Origin of the sequence: Croceitalea marina, assembly GCF_042684265.1 — a bacterium.
Classification (GTDB): Bacteria; Bacteroidota; Bacteroidia; order Flavobacteriales; family Flavobacteriaceae; genus Croceitalea; species Croceitalea marina.
In genome coordinates this window covers 388,197-410,713 of sequence record NZ_JBHULB010000006.1, presented here as the reverse complement: position 1 = coordinate 410,713, position 22,517 = coordinate 388,197, and the positions used below count along the sequence as shown (strand labels likewise).

General features: G+C 39.9%; 21 protein-coding genes. 11 read left to right on the top strand and 10 right to left on the bottom strand.

Annotated features, from left to right (window positions below):
• Nucleotides 1-23 precede the first annotated feature (23 nt).
• Genes ACFSQJ_RS03975 through ACFSQJ_RS03965 form a run of 3 tightly spaced genes read right to left on the bottom strand, consistent with a single transcriptional unit; the run spans nucleotide 24 to nucleotide 3,885 of the window.
• The gene (locus ACFSQJ_RS03975; RefSeq protein ID WP_377765754.1) at nucleotides 24-869 is read right to left on the bottom strand and encodes a hypothetical protein; all 846 of its coding nucleotides are present in this window, start codon (nucleotides 867-869) and stop codon (nucleotides 24-26) included.
• Nucleotides 869-1,474 carry a conjugal transfer protein gene (locus ACFSQJ_RS03970; RefSeq protein ID WP_377765752.1) on the bottom strand — a complete coding sequence of 202 codons (606 nt, stop codon included), beginning with the start codon at nucleotides 1,472-1,474 and terminating at the stop codon, nucleotides 869-871. Before ACFSQJ_RS03970 ends, ACFSQJ_RS03975 begins: the two co-directional genes overlap by 1 nt.
• The gene (locus tag ACFSQJ_RS03965; protein ID WP_377765750.1) at nucleotides 1,471-3,885 is read right to left on the bottom strand and encodes a TraG family conjugative transposon ATPase; all 2,415 of its coding nucleotides are present in this window, start codon (nucleotides 3,883-3,885) and stop codon (nucleotides 1,471-1,473) included. Before ACFSQJ_RS03965 ends, ACFSQJ_RS03970 begins: the two co-directional genes overlap by 4 nt.
• Between ACFSQJ_RS03965 and ACFSQJ_RS03960 the strand changes: the two genes are divergently transcribed.
• Nucleotides 3,875-4,081 carry a hypothetical protein gene (locus ACFSQJ_RS03960; RefSeq protein WP_377765748.1) on the top strand — a complete coding sequence of 69 codons (207 nt, stop codon included), beginning with the start codon at nucleotides 3,875-3,877 and terminating at the stop codon, nucleotides 4,079-4,081. The genes ACFSQJ_RS03965 and ACFSQJ_RS03960 overlap by 11 nt on opposite strands.
• A 106-nt stretch (nucleotides 4,082-4,187) precedes the next feature.
• Here ACFSQJ_RS03960 and ACFSQJ_RS03955 read toward each other — a convergent pair whose 3' ends face one another.
• The gene (locus ACFSQJ_RS03955) at nucleotides 4,188-4,475 is read right to left on the bottom strand and encodes a hypothetical protein (protein WP_377765746.1); all 288 of its coding nucleotides are present in this window, start codon (nucleotides 4,473-4,475) and stop codon (nucleotides 4,188-4,190) included.
• A 544-nt stretch (nucleotides 4,476-5,019) separates the two neighbouring features.
• Here ACFSQJ_RS03955 and dndC point away from each other — a divergent pair.
• From dndC to ACFSQJ_RS03905, 10 genes are all read left to right on the top strand, one after another.
• Complete coding sequence (gene dndC / locus ACFSQJ_RS03950; protein WP_377765744.1) at nucleotides 5,020-6,333, top strand: DNA phosphorothioation system sulfurtransferase DndC; 1,314 nt, start codon at nucleotides 5,020-5,022, stop codon at nucleotides 6,331-6,333.
• A 2-nt stretch (nucleotides 6,334-6,335) separates the two neighbouring features.
• The gene (gene dndD / locus ACFSQJ_RS03945) at nucleotides 6,336-8,405 is read left to right on the top strand and encodes a DNA sulfur modification protein DndD (protein WP_377765742.1); all 2,070 of its coding nucleotides are present in this window, start codon (nucleotides 6,336-6,338) and stop codon (nucleotides 8,403-8,405) included.
• A complete protein-coding gene (locus ACFSQJ_RS03940) occupies nucleotides 8,383-8,781 on the top strand; it encodes a DndE family protein (RefSeq protein WP_377765740.1) in 399 nt (132 codons plus the stop codon). The genes dndD and ACFSQJ_RS03940 overlap by 23 nt, the downstream gene beginning before the upstream one ends.
• A 3-nt stretch (nucleotides 8,782-8,784) precedes the next feature.
• Nucleotides 8,785-10,971 carry a DEAD/DEAH box helicase family protein gene (locus ACFSQJ_RS03935; protein ID WP_377765738.1) on the top strand — a complete coding sequence of 729 codons (2,187 nt, stop codon included), beginning with the start codon at nucleotides 8,785-8,787 and terminating at the stop codon, nucleotides 10,969-10,971.
• A complete protein-coding gene (locus ACFSQJ_RS03930; RefSeq protein WP_377765736.1) occupies nucleotides 10,968-11,174 on the top strand; it encodes a hypothetical protein in 207 nt (68 codons plus the stop codon). Before ACFSQJ_RS03935 ends, ACFSQJ_RS03930 begins: the two co-directional genes overlap by 4 nt.
• Nucleotides 11,171-13,198 (top strand): AAA family ATPase, encoded by a 2,028-nt coding sequence (locus tag ACFSQJ_RS03925; RefSeq protein ID WP_377765734.1) that lies wholly within the window; start codon nucleotides 11,171-11,173, stop codon nucleotides 13,196-13,198. Before ACFSQJ_RS03930 ends, ACFSQJ_RS03925 begins: the two co-directional genes overlap by 4 nt.
• Complete coding sequence (locus ACFSQJ_RS03920; protein WP_377765732.1) at nucleotides 13,191-13,601, top strand: hypothetical protein; 411 nt, start codon at nucleotides 13,191-13,193, stop codon at nucleotides 13,599-13,601. Before ACFSQJ_RS03925 ends, ACFSQJ_RS03920 begins: the two co-directional genes overlap by 8 nt.
• 5 nt (nucleotides 13,602-13,606) lie before the next feature.
• Nucleotides 13,607-14,239, top strand: coding sequence for a hypothetical protein (locus ACFSQJ_RS03915; RefSeq protein WP_377765730.1), 633 nt, complete (start codon nucleotides 13,607-13,609; stop codon nucleotides 14,237-14,239).
• A complete protein-coding gene (locus ACFSQJ_RS03910) occupies nucleotides 14,209-15,576 on the top strand; it encodes a DGQHR domain-containing protein (protein ID WP_377765728.1) in 1,368 nt (455 codons plus the stop codon). Before ACFSQJ_RS03915 ends, ACFSQJ_RS03910 begins: the two co-directional genes overlap by 31 nt.
• A 163-nt stretch (nucleotides 15,577-15,739) precedes the next feature.
• A complete protein-coding gene (locus tag ACFSQJ_RS03905) occupies nucleotides 15,740-16,327 on the top strand; it encodes a DUF4007 family protein (RefSeq protein WP_377765726.1) in 588 nt (195 codons plus the stop codon).
• Here the strand turns inward: ACFSQJ_RS03905 and ACFSQJ_RS03900 are convergent.
• The 6 genes from ACFSQJ_RS03900 to ACFSQJ_RS03875 all read right to left on the bottom strand — a co-directional run bounded on the left by ACFSQJ_RS03900 (nucleotide 16,324) and on the right by ACFSQJ_RS03875 (nucleotide 22,470).
• Entirely contained in the window at nucleotides 16,324-17,490 is a 1,167-nt protein-coding gene (locus ACFSQJ_RS03900; RefSeq protein WP_377765723.1) for a cysteine desulfurase family protein, read from the bottom strand. The genes ACFSQJ_RS03905 and ACFSQJ_RS03900 overlap by 4 nt on opposite strands.
• A gap of 10 nt (nucleotides 17,491-17,500) precedes the next feature.
• The gene (locus ACFSQJ_RS03895; protein WP_377765721.1) at nucleotides 17,501-18,157 is read right to left on the bottom strand and encodes an ATPase; all 657 of its coding nucleotides are present in this window, start codon (nucleotides 18,155-18,157) and stop codon (nucleotides 17,501-17,503) included.
• Entirely contained in the window at nucleotides 18,141-18,662 is a 522-nt protein-coding gene (locus tag ACFSQJ_RS03890; RefSeq protein WP_377765719.1) for a hypothetical protein, read from the bottom strand. The genes ACFSQJ_RS03895 and ACFSQJ_RS03890 overlap by 17 nt, the downstream gene beginning before the upstream one ends.
• Nucleotides 18,663-18,941: a helix-turn-helix domain-containing protein gene (locus ACFSQJ_RS03885; protein ID WP_377765798.1), complete on the bottom strand. Its 279-nt coding sequence runs from the start codon at nucleotides 18,939-18,941 to the stop codon at nucleotides 18,663-18,665.
• Nucleotides 18,942-19,212: 271 nt separating this feature from the next.
• Nucleotides 19,213-20,052 carry an RteC domain-containing protein gene (locus ACFSQJ_RS03880; protein ID WP_377765717.1) on the bottom strand — a complete coding sequence of 280 codons (840 nt, stop codon included), beginning with the start codon at nucleotides 20,050-20,052 and terminating at the stop codon, nucleotides 19,213-19,215.
• Between the two features lie 15 nt (nucleotides 20,053-20,067).
• Nucleotides 20,068-22,470 carry an aminotransferase class I/II-fold pyridoxal phosphate-dependent enzyme gene (locus tag ACFSQJ_RS03875; RefSeq protein ID WP_377765715.1) on the bottom strand — a complete coding sequence of 801 codons (2,403 nt, stop codon included), beginning with the start codon at nucleotides 22,468-22,470 and terminating at the stop codon, nucleotides 20,068-20,070.
• Between the last annotated feature and the right edge of the window lie 47 nt (nucleotides 22,471-22,517).

Below are 22,517 nucleotides of genomic sequence, written 5' to 3'. Positions count from 1 at the left end.
ATAATTAATGCCTCAATGAGGCTTTAGGAGCTGAATAGTTTTAGGGTAAAGGAAGTGGCCTTCTTGTACAGTTTGAACTTCAAAAAGACGATAAAACCAATGGTGCCAAGTTCCACCACCGGACCGAAAATACGACCGCCCACATCGGTACCGAACAGCGTGGACCAAAAGTTGGTGGTAATCTCGGTATAGAGATTGTTGACAAAGACATTGACCAAAAAGAAGGCGGGCACCAACATATAGACCCCGGCATAGAGCTTAAAGAAACCATAGGCCATGGAGCGGAACTTTTCAAAGACGGCCAGACTGATGACCAGCGGGAAAAAGGCCTGCAGGATGCCCAATAGAAAATACCGCTCCGCCAAAAAGAGCGGATAGATGAACAGATCTACCAGCCAGAGGAACAGGCTCAGGATAAAGGCCAGGATCCGCCACCCAAAGAGGGGCGTCACCAACGCTTCATAGAGCAAGGCCATCGCTTTTTTGGCGGCCTCCATAGCGCCCACTTCCTCCTCGATCGGAATATCCTGTAATTGGAGGGGGAGGAGCGCCGGGGCCGTGTCCCGATATTGTCCCTCAATGGCCACCAAAATACCATCAAAAAAGCCCAATACCTGATCGGAAAAGATGACCAGGAGCACCACCATCAGATTCTTGGCCAGGTCTCTGGGATGCAACCCCCAGGTATAGCCTTCCTTTTCGGCCACGCCCTCATTGTATTTTTTGAGGATGTTGACCAAAAAGAAGAGTACGGCCAGAACTTTTATCCCAAAAATGGTGTATTGGGAAAAGTCACTGTCCCGGATGGTCTGAAAGACCGCATCCACATATTCGAGGCCGATGCCCAAAATGATGGTCGCAACTTGCATCAATAGTTGGTTTCGCGGTTATTGATCAAGTCCTGCATCCTTCGAAAATCAATGATGTCCCGGTACCGCTGGGTCTTCTTGGTGATCTCGGCCGCCATTTCCTGGGACTGCCGCTCCTTTTCCTTCAGCATTGCCGTGCGCTCAGCATCGGACATTTTCAGAAAATCACTGGACAAAATATGGTTGATAAAATCGAGGTCATCGATGGCCGTGGCCATGATCAGCTCAAAGGAGGTGCTTATCTGTTCCACTTCCTCGGGATGGACAAAAGGGGAACCCAAAATAGCGTTCAAGTCCTGTCGTACGGTACGCAGCAAAATATCGTGGTTCCGGGCCAGTTCCCGAACTGCTTTCAATTGTTGGATGGCATTGTTCACCTTGACGATATTATCTTTTTGCTCTTTCAGAAATTCCACGGTCTTCAACAGCTCGGCGGTTTGTTTGGCGGACTCCACCAGCGATTTGGCCATGCCGATAAAGTTGGTATTATCATAAACCGGCATCCCCTGGGCCACACCGTGGCCTTTTATTAGAAGAATGAATACGGTAGTTGTGATAATGGTTCGAACGTTTTTCCTGAAGGTTCGTGTCTTTTTTGTTTTCATGTTGTTGTGCTTTTTTGGGTTAAAAATTCATTGATGGCTTTTTCCATCGAGCCATACTTTCCATAAAGGGCCATGATCGCCTCGGATTCGACGCCGTCGGTGAGGTAGGCGGCGTATACCTCAGGAGGCACTTCCAGACGGAAGACATTGCCCTCTTTCCCTATCTTCAAAAAGAACTCGGTATATTTTCGTTCCCCGGTCAGGTCGTTCTGCATGGATCGGAGTTGGTCCATATCGTGGTCAGAAAGGTTGAGTCTATCCTTTAGGTCTTTGTAGCCCTTTTCATTGCGAAGGCTATAAATGACCTGGGTATTTTCCAAAATACTGGCCGAGGTATGGGTGTCTGGCAATTGGTTGATGCTCTGTAGAATGATACCGATGGCTCCGTTCTGCTTTCGGATGGCCTGATAGTAGAATTCCACACTCTCCAGCACATTGCCGAACTTCAGTTGCTTGGCGAACTCATCAAAAAGGATAATGCCCCGCTCAGAGCGGTTACGCCAAATGGTGCGCTGGATGGCGGTCTTGATAAGCTTGAGCATGATGGACAGCAGTTCCTTATGGTCCTTTACCTCGTCCAACTCGAAAATAATCAGGCGTTTGTCCTCCAAGCGATACGTCTGGTCTTCACTGGAGGCAAACAAAAAACTGTACAGACCGTTGTCTACATATTCGGATAGGATATGGAGAAAGTCGGCTACATCAAAATGCACGGCATCAATATTCAGACGCTCCAGCAATGCCTTATGGTGTTCAGCCAAAAAAACATAGAACCCGTTGAGGGAATGCCCGGAGCGAACGGCCTCATAGTAGGCCAACAACAGTTTCTTCAGGGCCACCGACTGTGATTTGGAAATTGGACTATCGGCGGCATAAAGCTCGAATAGAAAATGGGCCAGGTCTTCCAAACGCTCGGGGTCCAAATCGGCCTCAGAAGTGATGTAAAAGGGATTGATGCCTAGGTTCTGCCCCTTTTCATAGCGCAGGATGGCATGTTGATCGGGGTAGAGCTGGGCAAACTTGGTATAGGAACCCCCCAAATCGATGATGACCAGACGTACCCCACTTTCAAAATATTGACGCAAAATATGGTTGGCCAAAAAGGACTTGCCCTCGCCTGTGGGCGCAAAAATGGCAAAGTTCCGGGCCTTGATACGTTTCTTCTGTTCGTCCCAGACATCCTTAAAGACAGGGATGTTAAAGACCCGTTCATTGAATAAAATGCCCGTGGTATCGGATTGGTAATTGGTCGTATTCAAAAACAGGCAAAGCGCATGCTTTAAATCGGTCACATAGAGATCCCCATCCGAAAAGTTGGGGGCATGGCAGGGATAGCTGTTCAAAAAATAGTGGATGCGCACCGCTCCCTTGGGATGGTAGGGGAGAATATCCAGTTCTTTCAAAGTGGCCTTGATCTTGGAGGCAACGGATTCCAATTGGGACTTTTCTTTATGCCAATAGATGATATTCAGGTGACCTCGGATGACCTGGGATTGGTCGTCCTCATTGATGTGGTCCCGGATTTTCGAGACCTTTTCAAGTACTACTTTGTTTTGCGAACCAAAATTGGAGCTCTTGTTCAGCTCTTCAATTTTCTTGTCCAATGACTTGCGCCATTTTTGTTTGTCATCCAGATAGAGAATCTGGTTGACGATATGGTCTTCCTCCAAGGTAAGGCCCAACCCATCGATAAAGCCCTGGTGGAAGCTAAAGGCGTCCGAAGTATAACTTGGGTTGGGGATACTGCTCTGCACGGTTTCCCCAAAACACAGTTCGCTGTTGATCGCCAACACATCAAAATGATGGTCGCCAACTTGGATACCCTTACTTCCCAAGAGGATATCCGTATCCATATCCTCGGCAAAGCCATTGAAATAGGCATGGGTGTGGGCTTCAAAGACTTCAGATTGCATGGGTTGTATGGAAAACTTCCGACTGTTGTTGAGATAGTTGACGGCATCCGTAACGTTTCGGACAAAGTGTTGCAAACGATCATCCTGTTCCTTGGGAAGTGCTTTGGGAACCTTCAAAAAAGGGTTGCAATATTTGGACTGCTGCATTCCCTTGTTGTGCGGAAGGATGAAGTACAGCTGGCTTTGGTGTTCCATAGTTTCCCGACCTTGGAAATGCTCGGCCGTGGCCTTTTCCAAAAAACTGTGTTGGGGCAGGGCAGAAGTATCAAACGCTTTTTTTCGGTAAGTGTCCTGTTTGTGGATGATTGTTCCGGTGGGCAAGGATTTTAAGGCCTGGAACCAAGTGGCGTGCAGTTCCTCAAAATCCGTTTCCGAAAGGGAGTGGATTTCGGGAAGGGAGATTGCATAGGCCAGGACCACATTGCCATTACTGGCAAAGACGGTATTTCCTTCCATAGTCAAAATGGGGGAACGCGAAGCAAAATCAATGGTCTTCATAATCCAAAAAGCTGTTTTGTTTATTGCTGATATGTTTGGGGAAGGGATGGCCCAGTTGGAGCAGCTGTGGCCGATGGGCGATTTTGGTCAATACCACATACAGTATGGGGTTCCAGAGCAGGGCACCCAAAATGCTTCCCAAACCAAAGGAAAAGATGATGACCAACAGGGAACCTATCACGGAGACCATCTGTAGGGCAAACAGGGTCAATGGCAGCCCAAACAATAAGGCGCGTTTGCGTATGTTTCGATACACTTCGTACTTTTTCATTAGACAGGGATTAAAAAGGCCTCTTTAGGTCTTAGACCACGATTCCGATGAGATAGGTGAAGATGCCCACAACGGCCCCCGCTATAAGGACGAAGACCAATACTCGGGTAATGCCTTTTTTGAGGTCTGCATTCTCTCCAAAAAAATGTCCCGCATTGAACAGAAAGCCAATCAAAAAGATGACCCCCAGAATGATGGGAAAAATGGCCCGGATGGTATCGGAAACATCATTGACGGAATCCTCAATTCCGCCGATTTGGGCAAAAATGGAATTGGAAACTAGAACTAAAAAAAGGGTAACATACAGTGATTTTCTCATATCAAAAGTGCTTTAGGTTTTGATTTTTTTTGATATTCGGAAATTACTATCTGGAGTACCTAAAACACCTGATTTTCAGTTATTTGTTAGTAAAATTATGATTGACTGAAAATATCTTGGCTTAGTTACAAATGGCATTGATTTATATGGATTGCAAATCTGCCGGTGTTCATAAGTCAGATTGTTGGAAATTCATAATTGTAAAAAAAAGCTTTTTGTAATCTAAGTAAGAGAAGCAAGAGGGGAAATTAGAAGGAAGAGGAGGAGGAGGCAGATTCAGTTAATATATTCTGAATAAATAATTATTTTCTCCATTGGATTTCCTGAAATCGGGAACTACATTCACGTGTATGTTTGAATTATGAAGCAGGTTCAGTATTTCTTCTAAATCCAGTTGTTAAAGTTATAATTTATAAGTATTTTCCTATTTCTTATAAGGAAGCTTAATGCGAATACTGGACCGGACAATTATCATTAGATAGAATATACTCTTGTTCTTCAACGTTCCGATTACGAAGAAAACTAAATTACAATACAATATCATATGGCCTTTGACCATAAAGAATTAATACTTGAAATTCAAGATCAATATCTTGCAGATGACAACAATAGACCATGGATAGTGGGCTTTAGCGGGGGAAAGGACTCCACTCTTTTACTGCAACTGACATGGTTAGCAGTAAAGAAGATTTCAGAAGCTAATAGGACTAGGCCAATTTACGTGGTATGTAATAATACTTTGGTTGAAAATCCGAAAGTAATTGAGTTTGTTGAAGGGGTTTTAGGTAAGATTCAGAAAGCGGCACATGAACAATCGATGCCGGTTTTTGTAAAACAAACTACTCCAGCTTTGGAAGATACTTTTTGGGTCAACTTAATAGGGAAAGGCTATCCATCTCCAAATAATGTTTTCCGGTGGTGTACTGAAAGACTCAAGATAAATCCTACTACAAAATTTATCCTTGAAAAGATTAGTGATTCAGGTGAAGTGATTATACTACTTGGAACAAGAAGTGATGAAAGTTCCAATAGGGCCAAAAATCTCAAAAAGAGAGAGGTTAAAGGTAGTAGGCTAAGGAAACATATTTTGCAGAATGCCTATGTATATGCGGCTATTAAGGATGTTAAAACAGATGACCTCTGGCAGTACCTTGCCCAAGTTCCCTCTCCATGGGGGGCTTCCAACAAGGAGCTCATTACACTTTATAAAAATGCCAACAGTGGTGATTGCCCCTTAGTGATTGATAAAACTACCCCTTCTTGTGGAAATAGCCGCTTTGGATGCTGGGTCTGTACTGTAGTAAAGAGGGATAAATCTATGGAGGCGCTTATTGAAAATGGGGAAGATTGGATGGAACCCTTAATGGAGCTTAGGGATTTGCTTGCTGCTTCAAGGGATGATGAAAATGCAAGAGAAAAAAAACGTAAGGATGGAACGGAGGAAGATGGAAAACTAGGCCCTTACAAGCCAAAATTTAGGGCAGATTTTCTTGAATCGCTTCTCAAAGCTCAAAAAGAGATACAAGTGGAGCAACCTGATATCAACCTGATCAACTATCAAGAATTAGTGGCGATTCAAGTGCTTTGGCACAGAGACAACATTTTTGATTTTAATGTTGCCGAGATTTATGGAAAAGTACTTGGTAGAACTCTTGACTTACAAGATAGTAACGATCAAGTTATAAGAGAAAAGCAAATGTTAAAAGAGGCCTGTCAAAATGACAATGAAGATTTCCAACTTATTAATGAACTATTGGCCCTACAAAAGAGCAAGACCATCTTGATGAAAAATTATGGGTTGCAAAATGACCTTGAAAATCACCTTGAAAAAGTTGTAAAAAACAGTAAAACAAGCTAACAGTGGTTATCAGTAAGGTAGAGTTTTGTAATTATGGTGTTTACAAAGGGTTAAATCACATAGATTTTGCACCGACCGTTGACAAAAATGTATTTGTCATTTCTGGTGAAAACGGTTTCGGCAAAACAACTTTCCTAACAGGCTTAGTTTGGTGTCTCTATGGGAAACTCATGGCGGATGTTGATGAAAAATATAAAAGGGAGATTTATGAGGCAGGAGGATATAAAAAGTATGCTGCCAAGCGGTTGAACCGAACAATATCAAATAAAACCTCATATTATGTGAGCTTAACCCTTTCTGACGTTTATATTCCTTCCGTTCCTTGTGAGAACATCAAAATAACACGTCGTTTTGATCTGGTAAAGAATAACGACCGGTTAGAAATACTGATTGATGGACAAGAGAATGAGTTAACCAAATCAGTGGGGTTAGAGATTTTCATCCATGATTTCATTTTGCCCAAGGAAATTGCAAAATTCTTTTTCTTCGATGCAGAGAAAATAGTTTCGCTTGCAGAAATGAAATCGATAGAGGATAAAAAAAACCTTGGGAAGGCATATTCGGAGGTTTTGGGTATTAAAAAATACGTTGATCTTAAGAACAACCTTCAAGATTTGAGATTACGTCTTAAAAGAAATTCCGCTTCATTGAGGGAACAGCAGAAATTTGTAGATCTCAAAGAACGATTGGACAAGCTTCAAAGTCGAATGGAATTCAACTTAGAACAAGTCGAAATGCTCTTGGAAGAGAAGGAAACAAAAAAAAGACAATCGGAGCAATTTCAAGAAAAGCTGATTCGTGAAGGCAACTCCTTATCTGTTGAAGAGCTAATAGACCTCAAGAAACTACGAGAACGACTTACCGAGGAACGTAAAACAATCAGAAATCAGCTTAAGGATTTATTGGAATTGGCACCCTTTGCCATTGCTGGCGCGAAACTAAAAGAAACACATCAGCAGGCCAATCGTGAAGCGTTGAGCAAATCAGGAAGGATAAACCCCGATATTCTAACTGACAAGGCAAGAAGAATCGTGGATAGGTTCAAGAAGTTGGGATTTGACGATGCCGACTTATCAATAAATGACAGGGAGGAACTGATACAAGGGCTGCAAAAGGCAATAGTGGATGAATTTGCAGGTGACAAAGAAGACTTTAAAGTGCTTTTAGATTTTAGTGAAGCTGAATACAGAGAATTTAACGCAATTTGGGATAACCTTACGCTTTCGTACAATACCGCTTTCAAAAATCTTATCACTGAAGACCGGAACAATAGATTGGCTTTCAACAAAGTGATTCGAAAGATCTCCAATGCCGAATCCAAGGAAAATGACCTTTTGGTTAAGGAAATTCGTCGGGAAAAAAATATGGTCGATAAGCGGATTCTGGAAATAGACGAAAAAATGGCTACTATCCACCAGGATATAGGGAGTAAACAAAGGGAACTCACAGTAATCTCTAGGCAAGTTTCCGAACTAGCTAAAAAAATAGAGTTGGAGGAATCTGATAGAAAGAAGGATGAATTGGCAAAAAGACAAATGGAAAACCTTGAGCGATTTCTTGTTCGGCTCAAAAATGATAAAAAATCAACACTTGAACAAAGGATAAAGGATGGTCTCAATCGACTAATGCACAAAACTGATTTCGTCAATCAGGTGGAAGTTGAAATACAGGATGAAATCATTGATATCAACCTTTATGATAAATCCAAGGAGATTATTTCAAAGGAATCCTTATCGAAAGGGGAGCAACAGCTTTATGCAACATCTATCCTGAAGGCCCTGGTGGACGAATCCAATATTAAATTCCCGATTTTCATCGACAGTCCCCTTCAAAAGTTTGATAAGAAACATTCCAATAATATTATTAAGGATTTCTACCCCAATGTTTCCGAACAAGTGGTGTTGTTCCCTCTTTTGGAAAAAGAATTAAATAAAGAAGAATATGCTTCCCTACTACCAAACATAAACGCCACATTTTTAATAAAGAATATAGGATATAGTCATTCGGAGTTCCTAAAAATCAAACCATCCAAACTATTTGATACTTACCATGAGCACGTTTACACATATTAGGACTTCCAGTGCAAATAAATTAAGAGTTACGGAGTTGACCAGGAGACTGCAACTTGGTCCCGAAAATGTAATTGCCAGAATCGCATTAACCTATTCCCTTTCCAAGAATGAAAAGCTGGATTTGAATAATATTCAAAATTCATCAGGTAAGGAGTACAGGCAAAGCGTTCTTTTTGGGAATTACACTCAAAACTATATTGCTTTAATCTGTTCTCATTATGGTCTTTATCGAACAGATAAAGACATTCCCAAGTACATTAAAATGCATATCGACCATGGTTTAGAACTGATTGATGATGAAATTCAAAATAACCCCAATTTGAATGGCTTCGATTTTCTAGTGGATAAAATTGATGAAGGGCTTAAAACAATGTAATTAATGCTTCGTGATGCTACATTTGAAATTGTTTATTCGACAGGGGAGAATGATCCTATAGAATTCTACATCGAGGCATTAATGGAAAGTCAATTCCTTGATCTTGGACTTGGTTTTTTTAGTTCCAGTGGTTTCAAGGTCCTTAGTCATGGATTTGCCTATTTTTTAAGCCAAGGTGGAAAGGTAAGGCTCATCATTAACAACATACTTACAGAAAAAGACAAGGAAGCCATTTCGAAAGGCTTACAGCCCAATAGAGGGGTTATTATTGAGAAACGCTTGGTAGCGGATATCAAATCGCTTCAAAAAACTTTATCCAAGCAAGATTGTCATTTTTTCAACTGTTTATCTTGGCTTATTTCGAAAGACAAAATCTCTATTATATCCATAGTTCCAAAAGATAATAATATCGGTATCGCTCATCAGAAATTTGGGATTTTTATCGATCGTAATTCTGATAAGGTTGCCTTTACCGGATCGCTGAACTTTTCCGAAAGCGCCTTTTTGTACAATCTTGAAACTATAAGTTGTTACCGATCTTGGACAGATGAAAAGGACCGAGTAAATTATTATAATACTTTATTTAGAAAAATTTGGACTGGTCAAAATCCGTATGTGGAATTTGTGCCAATTGATAATATTAAAACAACTATATCCAATCTTTTTCCAGTATCAAACATTGAGGAACTTCTAGGTACGGAGTTGGATTTAATTGATCAAAAGCTGAAAAACCCTTCTACCGATTCGGTTAGTGTTAGATTGAACAAATTGAGGAGTAAAATTTTGAGCAAAGGTATTAGCAATTCGTCGGGACATTTGGCAAATTCTTCAACCTTACAACCGAGGGACTATCAGCAAGAAGCCATTGATTGTTGGATAAAAGATGACTATAAGGGCTTTTTTGAAATGGCAACAGGTACAGGAAAGACTTATACAGCATTATTCGCTTCATTGGCCTTAAAAGAAAAGCTTGGGGGCAAGTGTTTTATTCTTGTTCTTGTTCCAACAATCTCGCTAGCAGAGCAGTGGAAAAAGGAAATTAAAAATGTAGGTTATAACTCGGTAATAGTTGTTTCGTCTTTTCATTCCAAATGGGATCAGGATCTTACAAGAGCCATAAACGCTTTTAAGCTTGGAAGCATAGATCATATAGTTTGTATTAGCACTTATGATTCCTATAAGTCAGACCGTTTTAATGGTTTTCTTGATAAATTTCCAAGTCAAAGTCTGCTCATCGCCGATGAAGCCCATGCAATGGGAGCTCCTCAAATGTTACAAAACTTACCTTATCAGATATCAAATAGATTAGGTCTATCCGCAACGCCTCACAGACATTTTGATGATTCAGGTACACAGAGGTTATTAGAGTTTTTTAGTTCCGAAGATAGACCAACCTTTAAACTCGGTTTGAAACAGGCTATTTCATTGCAGTTCCTTTGCCAATACAAGTTGTTCCCCCATTTGGTAGAGTTGAATGAAGAAGAATATGAGTCCTATATTGAACTAACTAAAAAAATCTCTAGACGGGCACATATAAAGCAAAACAAATTTGAAGAATCAGACCATTATCTGGAAAAGCTTTTAAGGGACAGGAGAAACATCTTGAATAGAGCCTCAGGGAAGTTTGAAATCCTTGATAAGATTATCAACAAAATCATTGAGGAGGATGGTGAGGTAAAACATACGTTGGTATATTGTCCGGAGGGAAGTGATTCGGAGGAAGATGGCCGAATCATAGATAAATATGGTAGGTTTTTAGGGCTTGAAAAAGGATTGAGAATTGGAAAGTTCATTGGAGAAACTACCGTAGAGGAAAGACAACGCCTTCTAGAAGACTTTGATAGCGGAAAAATCCAATGTCTTATAGCAATGAAATGCCTTGACGAAGGCGTTGACATAAGACAAACAAAGACAGCGATTTTTTTGGCGAGTAGTACTAATCCAAGACAGTACGTTCAAAGAAGGGGAAGAGTTCTCAGAACACACCCCAAAAAGAGTTTTGCATATCTACATGATATTTTAGCCGTTCCGCCGAATTTGCCAAAGGATCAAGGTGTGTTGGAAGTAGACAAAGCTATTATAAGCCAAGAGATGAGCAGATACATTGAGTTTGCTGAAGATGCAATCAACTATGTTGAAGCAATAGAGCCAATTAAACCAACAATCGAGAAATACCAGCTTACGATATGAGCAGCAAGTATGATGAAATATTGACCAATCTTCTCACTAGGTTTTCTACAGATTCAGAAGTTGAAGAGTCCACAAGAAGAATTGTTAGAGACGTGATTAATGCAGAAATGAACAAACTTAGTCTCAAAACCCCACATAAAATATTGGTGGAAATTAAACAAATCATCGAGCGTGAGGCTAAACAAATCTCTTCCAAGACATGAAGATATTGCGATTAACCATAAAAAACTTCAAATCTTATAGGGAATCGCAAACCATTGAGTTTGCTACTGATAACGTGAAATCCATTACTATTTTAGAAGGACAAATGGGGCATGGGAAGTCGAATTTTCTAAACGCTTTTTATTGGTGTTTATTCGATCAGTATTGGGATGGTGATAAGAATGAATTGATTGAATCTCCAGATCCCAACACAGTTTACATGTTTAACAAAGGGGCTACACTTGACCTCTCGAATGAGGGCGAACACATCGAGATGAGTATTCAAATAGAGTTCCTTGATGATAATGGAAACAAATATATCGCCTCTCGTTCGCAGACAGGGTTTTATAGCAAGAAAAAATGGACCTTTAAACGACATTCTGAATTAAATCTTGAAAGAAGAAGCGCAGCAGACGGCACAAGTAAGATTTATGAAGGAGAAGCAGCTATTAACGAAGTAGAAAAATTGTTTCCACCTTCACTTTCCAATTACTTTTTGTTGAGAGGTGAGAACCGAACGGAACTGGTGAAATTACAGGGGAAATCAAAGTTTCAAGAGGCCCTTAATGAATTGTCCAAAGTCGCCCTTTTCAAACGGTGCGTGTTGCATCTAGAGAAAATAAAGGATGAATTGAGAAGAGAGCTAGCTGAAGATGCAGAAGAAGAAATTAAACGCCAAATCGAAGATGCGCTCAGTAGGAAAGAAAATGCTATCAAGGTTAATAATGATTACCAAGAAACACTTGCCCAGTTAGAAACTGTTGAACAAAAGAAAAAGGATGAATATCAATATTATCGGGATCGCATAAAGAAAGACCGTGACGCCTTAGAACTTAAGGGTAAAATTGAGATAGAAGAAAACCAAATAAAGCAGATAGGAAAACAACTCGATCAACTATTTGAAGACCAAAGGAAACAAGTAACTCGACATTGGGGAAGCTTGCTTATCCAAGACTTGATTGAAAAAACCCAAAAGCGGTACCAGGAAGCCGTTAATTCTGGCACTTATCCACCCGATATTAAATCCTCAGTAATAAAAAAGATACTTCACGACCTAAGATGTATCTGTGGCCGTGAAGTTGAAGAAGGTTCTCGGGAATACCAACTTATTGAACGACTAAAAGAAATCAATTCGTATGATCACCTTATTGGTCAAATTGAAGCCATAGCCAGCAACTTTGACCGATTAAACAATTTGTTAGAGTGCTATCCTATTGATATCAAAGAACAGTCGACCAAAGCCCAAGGCTTTCAAGCAGAAATACATACGAAAAATGAACTCATTGAGAACTACAAAAAAAGGATTGGAGATATTGATGAAACGCTGGAAGAGTTGCAAAACAAACAAGATGAAGCTCATAAAGAACTAATAAATACCAACAACAAAATTAAGGAGACCAAAGAACTAATTTTAACCAAAAGGAAAGAGCTTGAAAGCATTGAAAAAGAGTTGACGGAATATGAAAAGAAAATTAAAAAAAGTAAACTCCCTGCTATTAAACTGAACCTAGCGGAAAAATCTTTGAGGGAAGCGCGAAATCTCAAGAAACAATATGAAAAAGCAATCTATAGAGACCTAGAAAGTTATACTCAGGAGCATTGGGATTTACTTGTGTATGATAAGCTAAACTATGATCGTATCAACCTTGATCCAGATGAGATGTATTTTGAAATATATGATAAGGAGGGCAACCCTAGTAGGTCCATTATGAACACCGGGCATTCCATACTACTGGTACTTTCTTTCATCTCTGCGCTGACACGTATTGCTCGTGAAATATGGAAAGAAGAGTATCCATTAGTTATGGACGCCCCTACTTCTGAAATTGGTGAAAGCGCCATGGAATCAGCTTTAAATGGTTTCACGAAGGTATTTAATCAGGCTATAGTAATTCTTAAAGATGGCAGTGTAGCCCATGATTTGCCCAAAAAATTAAAAGAAAAGGTTGGGAAACGCTATTGGATAGAATTTCAAAAGGAAAAACAGCATTCAAGTATAATAAGCAAAGAATTGAACCATGCATAACGATTTCAGGCTTTACACAAGTAAGCAGGCCTTTGAGATATACAATGAGAATTGTGGAGACAAAAAACTTTTTCCAAAAAAATCGGATATGTATTTCTGGTGTGTGACTTTAGGGTACAAGCATGCGCCAAACCTAATACCTTCCAGTTTAGGTCCTGAGAGACAAGGTGAAATACACTGGGGAGCTTTTGACGATGATATCCAAAAGCCTTTTCTTAACATGGTAGCAGTAGAAGCCAATAATAGTTTTGATGTTTTAGCCGATAACAAAGAGGCGCAGGAAAAATTCAGGGATATTATTCAAGCATATGCTGAATTAGGATTTACTTTATTGTGTACTAATATGAATGGGCATTTTACTTCGGATAAATTGATGGAGATAATCATTAATGAAACAATCTAATTTGTATGTTTAAAAAAATACTAAAAAGACTCAGCAGCCTCATCTTCACAGCAGAACAAAAAAGAATAATATCAGATTGCAAAGTTGCTAATAACGAAGAACACAGTCAATGGTTTCTAAATAATGTTCTATTCCCCTTGATTGTTATTGGTTTTCCTCTAATGATGTATTTTTTCATTCCCTCAAAAATAAAAAATTGGGAAACACTGGTTTTCAATGGTAGTATTTCGTTACTAGGTATTAACATACTATTCAGTATGTCTAGCTACCTTATTAAATTTCAAAAGATTGGTTCTACCGTCAAAAGCAAGGATGAAGAGGACAAACAAGAAAAGGATAAAATCAGCGTGCGCATGTACCACCTAAGAAGTCGGCTGGATATCTACAAAAACGTTCTGATTTTGACAGGTGGGATTCTGTATTTCACTCAAGTATTCTTTATTATGCCAGACAACAATTGGAGTTATTATTTCTTCGTGGTAATTACTGTAATAATATTGATAGTTTCAATATATATAGGTCGATATATGTTCATAATCAGAGATGATTTTTTTCAAAAGACTTTTTACAAAGAACTTAAGGGCCCAATTGTGGATAACAAAAATAGATGGCAAGAAAAATATGGTCAGACCCAATAAGTGGAAGTATGATGAAGGTAGATAATGTAATTAAGACGCAAAAGGTCAAACAGAACAATCAAGAGTTCTTGATTGGTGTTTTTACCATTGGACAGATTCTTAAATTCACAAGATACACCGAACGGTTAATCGTAAATTACGATGACAACAATTTCCCAATTTATAATAAGGAAATCCAAAGGAAGACTGAGAAGTCAAGAGTTGATAAGATTGCAGATTTTTTGATTAATGACCCTGACGCCACTTTTCCTACAAACATTGTATTGGCAGTGCCTGGGGCTGTGATTGAACACTTAGATGAAGAAGGTGATATGGTTTCTCTAACGCTAAATAGGGTGGTATTTGATGAGGTTGCAAAACCTGAAGGGGACGTACATTTGACCATTATTGATGGTCAACACCGTATCAAAGGAATTGAACAAGCGATTTGGCGTCTAGAGCAGCAGATAAAAAGTCTTAGAGATGTTTTACGAGGAGGTGCGCAAAATAATTCTATAGAAAATAGATTATCCCATTTTAGCAAAAGATTAAAAGAGCTCAAAGAGATTGAGTTAATGGTTTCCTTTTTCGTGGATCCTACGCTAGAATTTCAAGCTATGATTTTTTCAACCATAAACAGAACCCAAAAAAGCGTTCCACAAAGCCTTGTTTATGAGCTTTTCGGATTGAGTACTGGTGATTCTCCACAAAAAACAGCTCTCCAAATCACACTTTCTTTGAATAGTTATGAAAACTCACCCTTTTACAATAGGGTGAAATTACATGGAGGATCTTACGCAATTAACCAAAGTCCACCTCTGACCCAATCAATGATGGTCAAATCCATTATTGATCGTATATCCGTTAATATTAGAGAAGCTGAAAATGATCGTTTTAGGTCAAGAAAAGAATTATTAAAAGGTGGAAATGACAGTCATATTTTTAGAAAATATTATGCCCGGAATGAAGATGATAAAATCGCTGATATCATGTTTTCCTATTTTGAAGCAGTAAGAAGAACATTTCAGGATGCTAATGGCAACAGTCTTTGGGAATTCCCTAGCAATGTCACTAAACCTCAAAACATATTGCACACAACAGTAGGGTATCAAGCTTTGTTAATTCTACTGGCAGAAATCCTATCCAATGTATCAACAGATAAAAGAGATGACGTAAACACATACCAGAGCTTTTTGAAAAAAGCAAAGGGCATTGATTTCTTCAACATCGAAAGATATCCTTTCACAAGTAAATCCCGAAAAATATTTTATTATGACCTTAATCTAAGGATTTGGCCTCCCAAGAATAACCAAGACGAAAGAGTAATTAAATTAAATGATTCATTATCAAAGCTCTAATTTCAGTTTTTGAGGTTAGAGAAATTTTGACAGCGAATACTGGTAATTTCAAAACATAACCTTTCCATTTGTTTAGTTGAAAAGGTTTATTAAGTTAAGATTTAATCTATTCAATTTTTTTAATTCCTATTTTTATTTGTAATAATCAATTAAACCTAATGTCATGTCAGTTTTCTTCCATGGAAGTTTCGGGCTAAACAGAAGTTATATGGCTGGAGTGCTTAAAACACTCATCGATAGTCCTTCATCGAGTGCTGAAGATATAGCTAAACCATTTGGATTTAAAGCACCTTTCACCAATCGATACAAAGCTTGGCTTCAAAAAACAGGTATCTTAAAAGGCAAGGAACTTACTGCGAATGGCGAAATTATCTTTAATAACGATTCAAAACTAGATACTTTGGTTACCCAGTGGTATATGCATCATCAATTGACCAAAAGTCCTATCAATGCAGAGGCATGGCACTTTTTCATCAAAGAATTCCTTCCTGGAAAAAGTAAATTTAGCCGAGACGAATTGGAGCAGGCTTTGGGCGTGAAGCTTATGGGGCATAGTGTAGAGCATTTTTCGAAAGGGCGTCCTATGAATAAGAGAATCTCAAGAAAGTTACTTGATTGTTATTTGCAAGATGAGGGATTAGGTAAACTTGGTTTTTTGGAAGTACGTGGAAAAAACCAATACAATGTTCAACAGCCTAGGGAAATACTAGGTCCGTGGAAAAATATTCAGGAGTTATCCAACACATACTAAGTACTCATAGCCCTAAGTTCTTCAACCACCGACCGAACTTTTTCAATAGTGGTTTTGATTTCCTCCCTATTTGTAAAACGACCAAGGCTAAAACGAATGGTCGAATAAGCTTCCTGTTCTGAAAGTCCCATGGCTATCAACACATGGGAAGGTTCAATCTTAGTAGAAGTGCAAGCTGAACCATTCGAAACAATAATTGACTTCAAACCCATCATAATGGCATCGGCATCGGCTCCGCTAAAACAAACACTGCAAATGTTGTAAAGACGATTGATTTTGTTACCATTTAGTTTTGTATCCGGGATTTTCAGTAATTCTTCTTCTAGTTCATTTCTCAGTTTTTCAATAGCTTCTTTGTCCTTTTCCATATCTCGAGCGGCAATCTCAGCAGCCATGCCAAGCCCCACTATCCCCGGAACATTGGAAGTGCCGCTACGCATACCACGTTCATGTCCTCCACCGTGAATCAAAGGGACAAGTTTGACCTTATTGGGTCTTCGTTGCCTAACAAAAAGTCCCCCTATTCCTTTAGGGCCATAAATTTTGTGTCCAGAAAAAGCCATGATATCTATTCCTACGGTATCTACATCAATCGGTATTTTTCCAAAAGCTTGGGTAGCATCCGTCATAAAAAGGGCTCCTGTCTTATGGGTCAAATCAGCAATTTTCTTAATTGGTTGAATCACCCCGGTCTCATTATTTGCCAGCATGACAGAAACCAAAATGGTATCCTCTCTTAAAGCATTTCTCAATTCCTGCAAATCGATAAGACCTTCTCTGTCAACTCCTAGATAGGTAATTTCAAATCCTTTGGTTTCTAAGAATAAACAGACATCCAGAACTGCACTATGTTCCGTCTTAACCGTAATGATATGTTTTCCTTTACTTTGATAAGATTCCAATACACCTTTGATAGCAAGATTGATAGCTTCAGTAGCTCCCGAAGTAAATATGATTTCGTGCTGCTCTGACCCAACTAAGGAACCAATTTGTTCTCTTGATTTTTTTATTGCATCCTTGGCTTGATGGCCAAATCCATGATTGCTTGAAGCATTGGCATATTGCTCTTTCAGAAATGGCATCATTGTCTCCAAAACTTTGGAATCTATGGGTGTGGTAGAACTATTGTCCAGGTATACCAAGGCTGTAACTTCTTTATTCAAAAATAAGCAACTATTGTCTCTTATCCCCACTCCTCCCATCAAAAGCCACCAAATTGAACAGCTCCCGCATCCTGCTTCTGACACGGTTCCCATACAACTCCTCCAGCTCCTGCGCATTCAGGTTCGTAGTAGCATGCGTCTTGATACCATGCTTTATAAAAAGCTCATGACGGGAGAGCAGGATTTCCCCCAGCACATTACAGTCCTTTCCAAAATGCCTGCCCATCGGTTCCACCCCCAAGTCATCAAAACAAAAGAATGGGCCATTACCGTAATCCTCAATGGTGCGATACCCGATATGGTTAAAAGCAAAGACCACATTCCGGGAGGGGATAATCTGGTAAGGCCGTTGGTGGGGCACGATATGGCGCAAGAGTTTCATCAGACTCGTCTTCCCACAGCCTACCGGGCCGGAAAGCAATAAGCCCTTATCAGGTTCAATACCGTGTTTTTTACAGTTTTCAAAGTCCCTGATATAGTAATGGGAGAGTTTTAAAAGAATGTCATGATCTTCATCATAAATCTTGAAATCTTTTCCAAAAAGCAGTTTCCCTTTGGCATTGAGATAGATCAAGATTTTCGGAAAATCATAGACCACCGTGCGCCCGTCAAATTTTCCGATGGAATATTCCACGGCACCTTCCTTGATTTTACAGGGGCTCACCATAATCCTTTTCTTTGGTGGTTTTCAAGTTGTCTCGTATCGGGACAGTGGCAGCAGGTTTCTTCCCGTTTTTTGGTTTAGAAGTTTCAAAATTTTCAGGTTTATTTCTGTTTAGCTTGTTTTTTAAGGTTTGTATAGGTTTGTTTATAGGTACCACCGCTTGTCCATCACCTGTCCCATTTTGGTCAGAGCTTGGGTACAGCACTTGTTCGGAACTTGTCCCAAATTCGAACATCTTAATACGGCTTCCCCGAAAAGGATTATGCGAAGGGGTGTACAGCAAATAACACCAATGGCTCAACTCCTTGATGCAACGGTGATAGGTGGATTTGGAACCGATCTTGGAGAGCTCCATCACCTCTTCCCGATTGATATGAAAGGTCTCGGAAAAATGATATTGGTTCCAAAGTTGGAACAGTCCCATATACAGGCTTATATGGGTAGGATTCAAACGACCATCCTTGGCAAACTGTTGAAAGACCGCATTCAAATGTCGGATATAGTTCATCTAATAGCGATTGTAGATGCGGTTTTCCTCCATTACCCTTTGGATGTCCTCGGCATCATAGAAGATGACACCACCTACTTTGGAGTAGGGTAGGGTGCCATTGATCCGCAGGTTCTGCAGAGTGCCCGGACTGATTTTCAAGAATTCCATCACCTCATTGGATTTTAGGTACCGTTTTAGGCCACTGCCCTTGTGTTGGGCCAGGAGCTTTCGCATATCCTCCAGCAGTTCGACTTTGAACTCTCTTAAATCATCAGTGGTAATAATACTTGTTGGCATAGTAAAGGGTTTTAAAGAAAGGGGCCATCCGTTTAACCTTTTTTTGACGGCCCCTGACCTGATTTGACTTTCGTTGGACAAAACTGTTGCGGTTTTTTTGAACTATTTCAATAGCTATGATAGAGGTGGGCTATTTTTTTTACCATTTAATTTGAACATGATTATCTCTAATTTGTAATGAAGATTAAGGGCATTTCGAGGTTTTTTGGAGACTGGAGGGTATAATTGGAAATTACCCAAGTTGGGTCATAGGTGGGTATTAATGGTACGTCTATTCGTCCAAAGATTCCATGCGTTGGTTCAGCATTTCAATTAATTTGTCCAAGAACTTGGTCCTACTGGTTTTTCGTGATCTTATTTCAATAAAGGTATGGTAGTAATTTCCTAGGTCAATATTATAAAAATGCTCAAAATGGGAAGCCAGTTCCTTGATGTCCACAGTTCCACTATTAATTGAACTACTGGCATGGAGTGCATAAAGTAGCTCTATTAAATCGGTCTTGCTCCCTGTCCAAAAAAGATTTGAAGGTTTTTGTATAGGCATATTTTCTGGTGTTTCTATGATTTTGTCCAAATAATCCACTTCCCCTTGTAGGTAAACGATAAGCATATCAAAGGCCATTATGGTCGAAACCGTACCATCTTGACATGTTGAAAATTGATCATCAATAAAGAAATGGAAAGAATCCAATGGAAGTCTTAGGTCGCGGTTGCCCCGAACAAAGTAATGTTCGTCTAAAGATTTAGCACCACGACGGTAGTAATTGTAGAACTCAAGATTATCGTTAAAGAAGGTCTGGAGCTTATCTATTTGATGTTTTAAATACTTGATTTGAGAGGTGTTGTTGCCTCTAGGGCGCTTACTTTCGATATTAAAGAGCTTTCCGTAATAAATGAGTTTACTGAAAATTTGGGGTTTTACATGTTTGAAGAAATGGATTTCACACTCTTGGGTAGTGAAGGGTTTTTTCTCAATCTCCAGATGTAGTTTCTTAATGTATTTTTCTGCTAATACAATACCCTTTTCGGCTTTAAACAGAATATCCCCTTGGCCATTTTCCAATTTTTCCAGTCGGGCCTCGAATTCCGTAAGCAGTTTTTGGTATTTCATTTGTCGTTGTATGTCTCACTGACCTTCCATTATTCCGAGGAGTTCTAAGGCATAGTTGTCAGCGGTCTGTAAATAAGCATACTTTTCAATGACCTGAGCTCCCAACTTCTTCTTTTCAAAAGAAGCCGTCATCCCCATATCAATTTTTTGGTAGCCTAACTCAATTGCTCGATCGATGGTCATCAATAATAAGAGCCTATAGGTACTGAAATCACGAAGCCGGTCATAGTCCATTCCGATGAAAGCTGGTACATATACCTGACCAGAATTCTTGTAGCAGAGCATGACCCCAATTATGGTTTCAGGCTTGCCCAAAGGATAGACCGTAATGAATTCCCATTGTGGGTGTACGTTCATTTCGCTAAATAGTTTTTCAGGGAAGGGAAATGTATTGAGTCCTTGATTGTTTCCGTGTACACTACCATACAACTTTTTGATCTGTACTAGTTCGAACCGGGTGGTTTTCTGAACGACCTTTACTTGAACCTTTTCCAAATAGGGTTTTATGTCTTTTCGATAATGTTTTCGGTTTCGGCTGGATAACTTGTTTAGGTAATCCTGAAGGTCAACGACATCCGTCAGGTTCACGATACAGGAATTGGGCATTTGAACTCGTACAAAGCCATGGCCCTGAAGGTTTCGGTGCCAAGGTGTTTCTTTTTCAAAATCACGGAGAACGATCATTTTTGCATCGAACTCACGTTGCAAATCTTCCATTATGCGGATCAAATTGTTGATTGCAGCGTTGGCTTTTGGGTGATTTCCGTCCCAGTAGAGGTGATCTCCTTCAGTGAATAAAGACCCAATGGAAACGACCATCGAAGTCAAATGATAGGGGTCTTCTAGACGTTGCGTTTCTATCGCTCGTGAAACATTTTCGTTGGCCAGCATATCATCTTTCCACAAGGCATGGGTCAAGAAAGTTGTCAGTATGATTTTGTCCTGCTCATCTTTGATAACCACATAGCGAAAGTCCCAATTGAACTCTTTTACATGGTTATCCTGAAATACATTTTCAAGAAACTTTAACCCTTCCCAGTCGTATGCTCCTTGACCTGCCATTCGACTATTCCATAACCCTTTATCCACTTCCTTGATGGTTTTCTTAATGTCAATACGAAGACCATCATTCGAAATATTTCCGCTGGTTGTCTTTGGCGCTAAGTTGAAGGCATGAAAAACACGTTCTGGGGTCGTCTGGGTTTCTTTCAGGGCTTTAGGGTAATGATATTCCATGGCGGCAACCAATGCCTTGATTTCTTCTTTTTGATTGTGTCGGGAGATGGTAATTCGCACTCCTGTATTCTTTACGGGAACGGCAGGAAAAATCCCTAGGTTCACATAGAACCCTTCATTCATTAGCCGGTTGACAAAATTGTATCCGGTTTTTGGCATTCCTGTCCCAATATAAAATACAGGGGATTCATTGTGGTCAATAAGCGGAAGATCGGTACTTGCCAAAAATGCATTGAAACAGTCAATCCGTTCTTTCAGTTCCCCTTGTAGTTCGTAGATGTCTTTGGACAAGTGGATTTTGGCCGATGCGATGGCCGCAGCTACCGATGCCGGTTCTAACTGGGCCGAAAATGTCAATGGCCCACCAAAGGTCTTGATTTTTTGATATAATTCCATATCGGAACAGGCCAATAGGGCGCCGCTGGCTCCGAAGGTTTTGCTCAAGGTTCCGAAAAGCAAGACATTCGGGGGTAGTTCTTTCAGTTTACTCAACACATATCCAGTTCCGTTCTTTCCGACCCAACTCATGCCATGAACGTCATCAAAATAGAACCGTAATTGTGGATATTTTTTACCGAGTTCCATTAAATCATTTACCGGGGCGAAGTCGCCATACATCGAATAAATCCCATCGGCCATATACCATATGTGCCTTTTGGAATGGGTGTATTTTTTTAGTTTGTCCTCGAGCATTTCCAGATTGTTATGCCGAATCATTTCTATGGGAACACTTCGTGTTTTTAACATTTTGGCCGCATTTTGTACGCTCCAATGGACCTGATGATCTAAAATGATAACGTCATTATCATCCACGGCACTGGGGATGACCCCAAGATGTCCTAAAGTGCTGTTCTTCGTTATGATAACAGGTGCTTGATACATTGCAGTAACAAGCTCCTCAAGCTCACGGTACAACGGGTTGGAAATGTAGGATTTCGATAATGGAAATTGTGTGCCGTAATTCTCAATGGCCTGAATCGAAGCCTTTTTTAATCGTTGGTCTTGTTCAAGTCCAAGATAGCCCGTAGTCCCAAAATGGAACAGGTCCCGATTCTTGACTTTTATCTTCCTTCCGGAAAAGGAATCACCTTCGGCATATAAATGCAGGACACCCTCTTGCTTGGCATCCGTAAATACTTCATGTACCGTGTTTAAAAAGTTATGATGTTTGATCTTCGCCATACCACTAAATTTTACTGTGAAGTAAAATGTAATAGTATTTGTAGGAA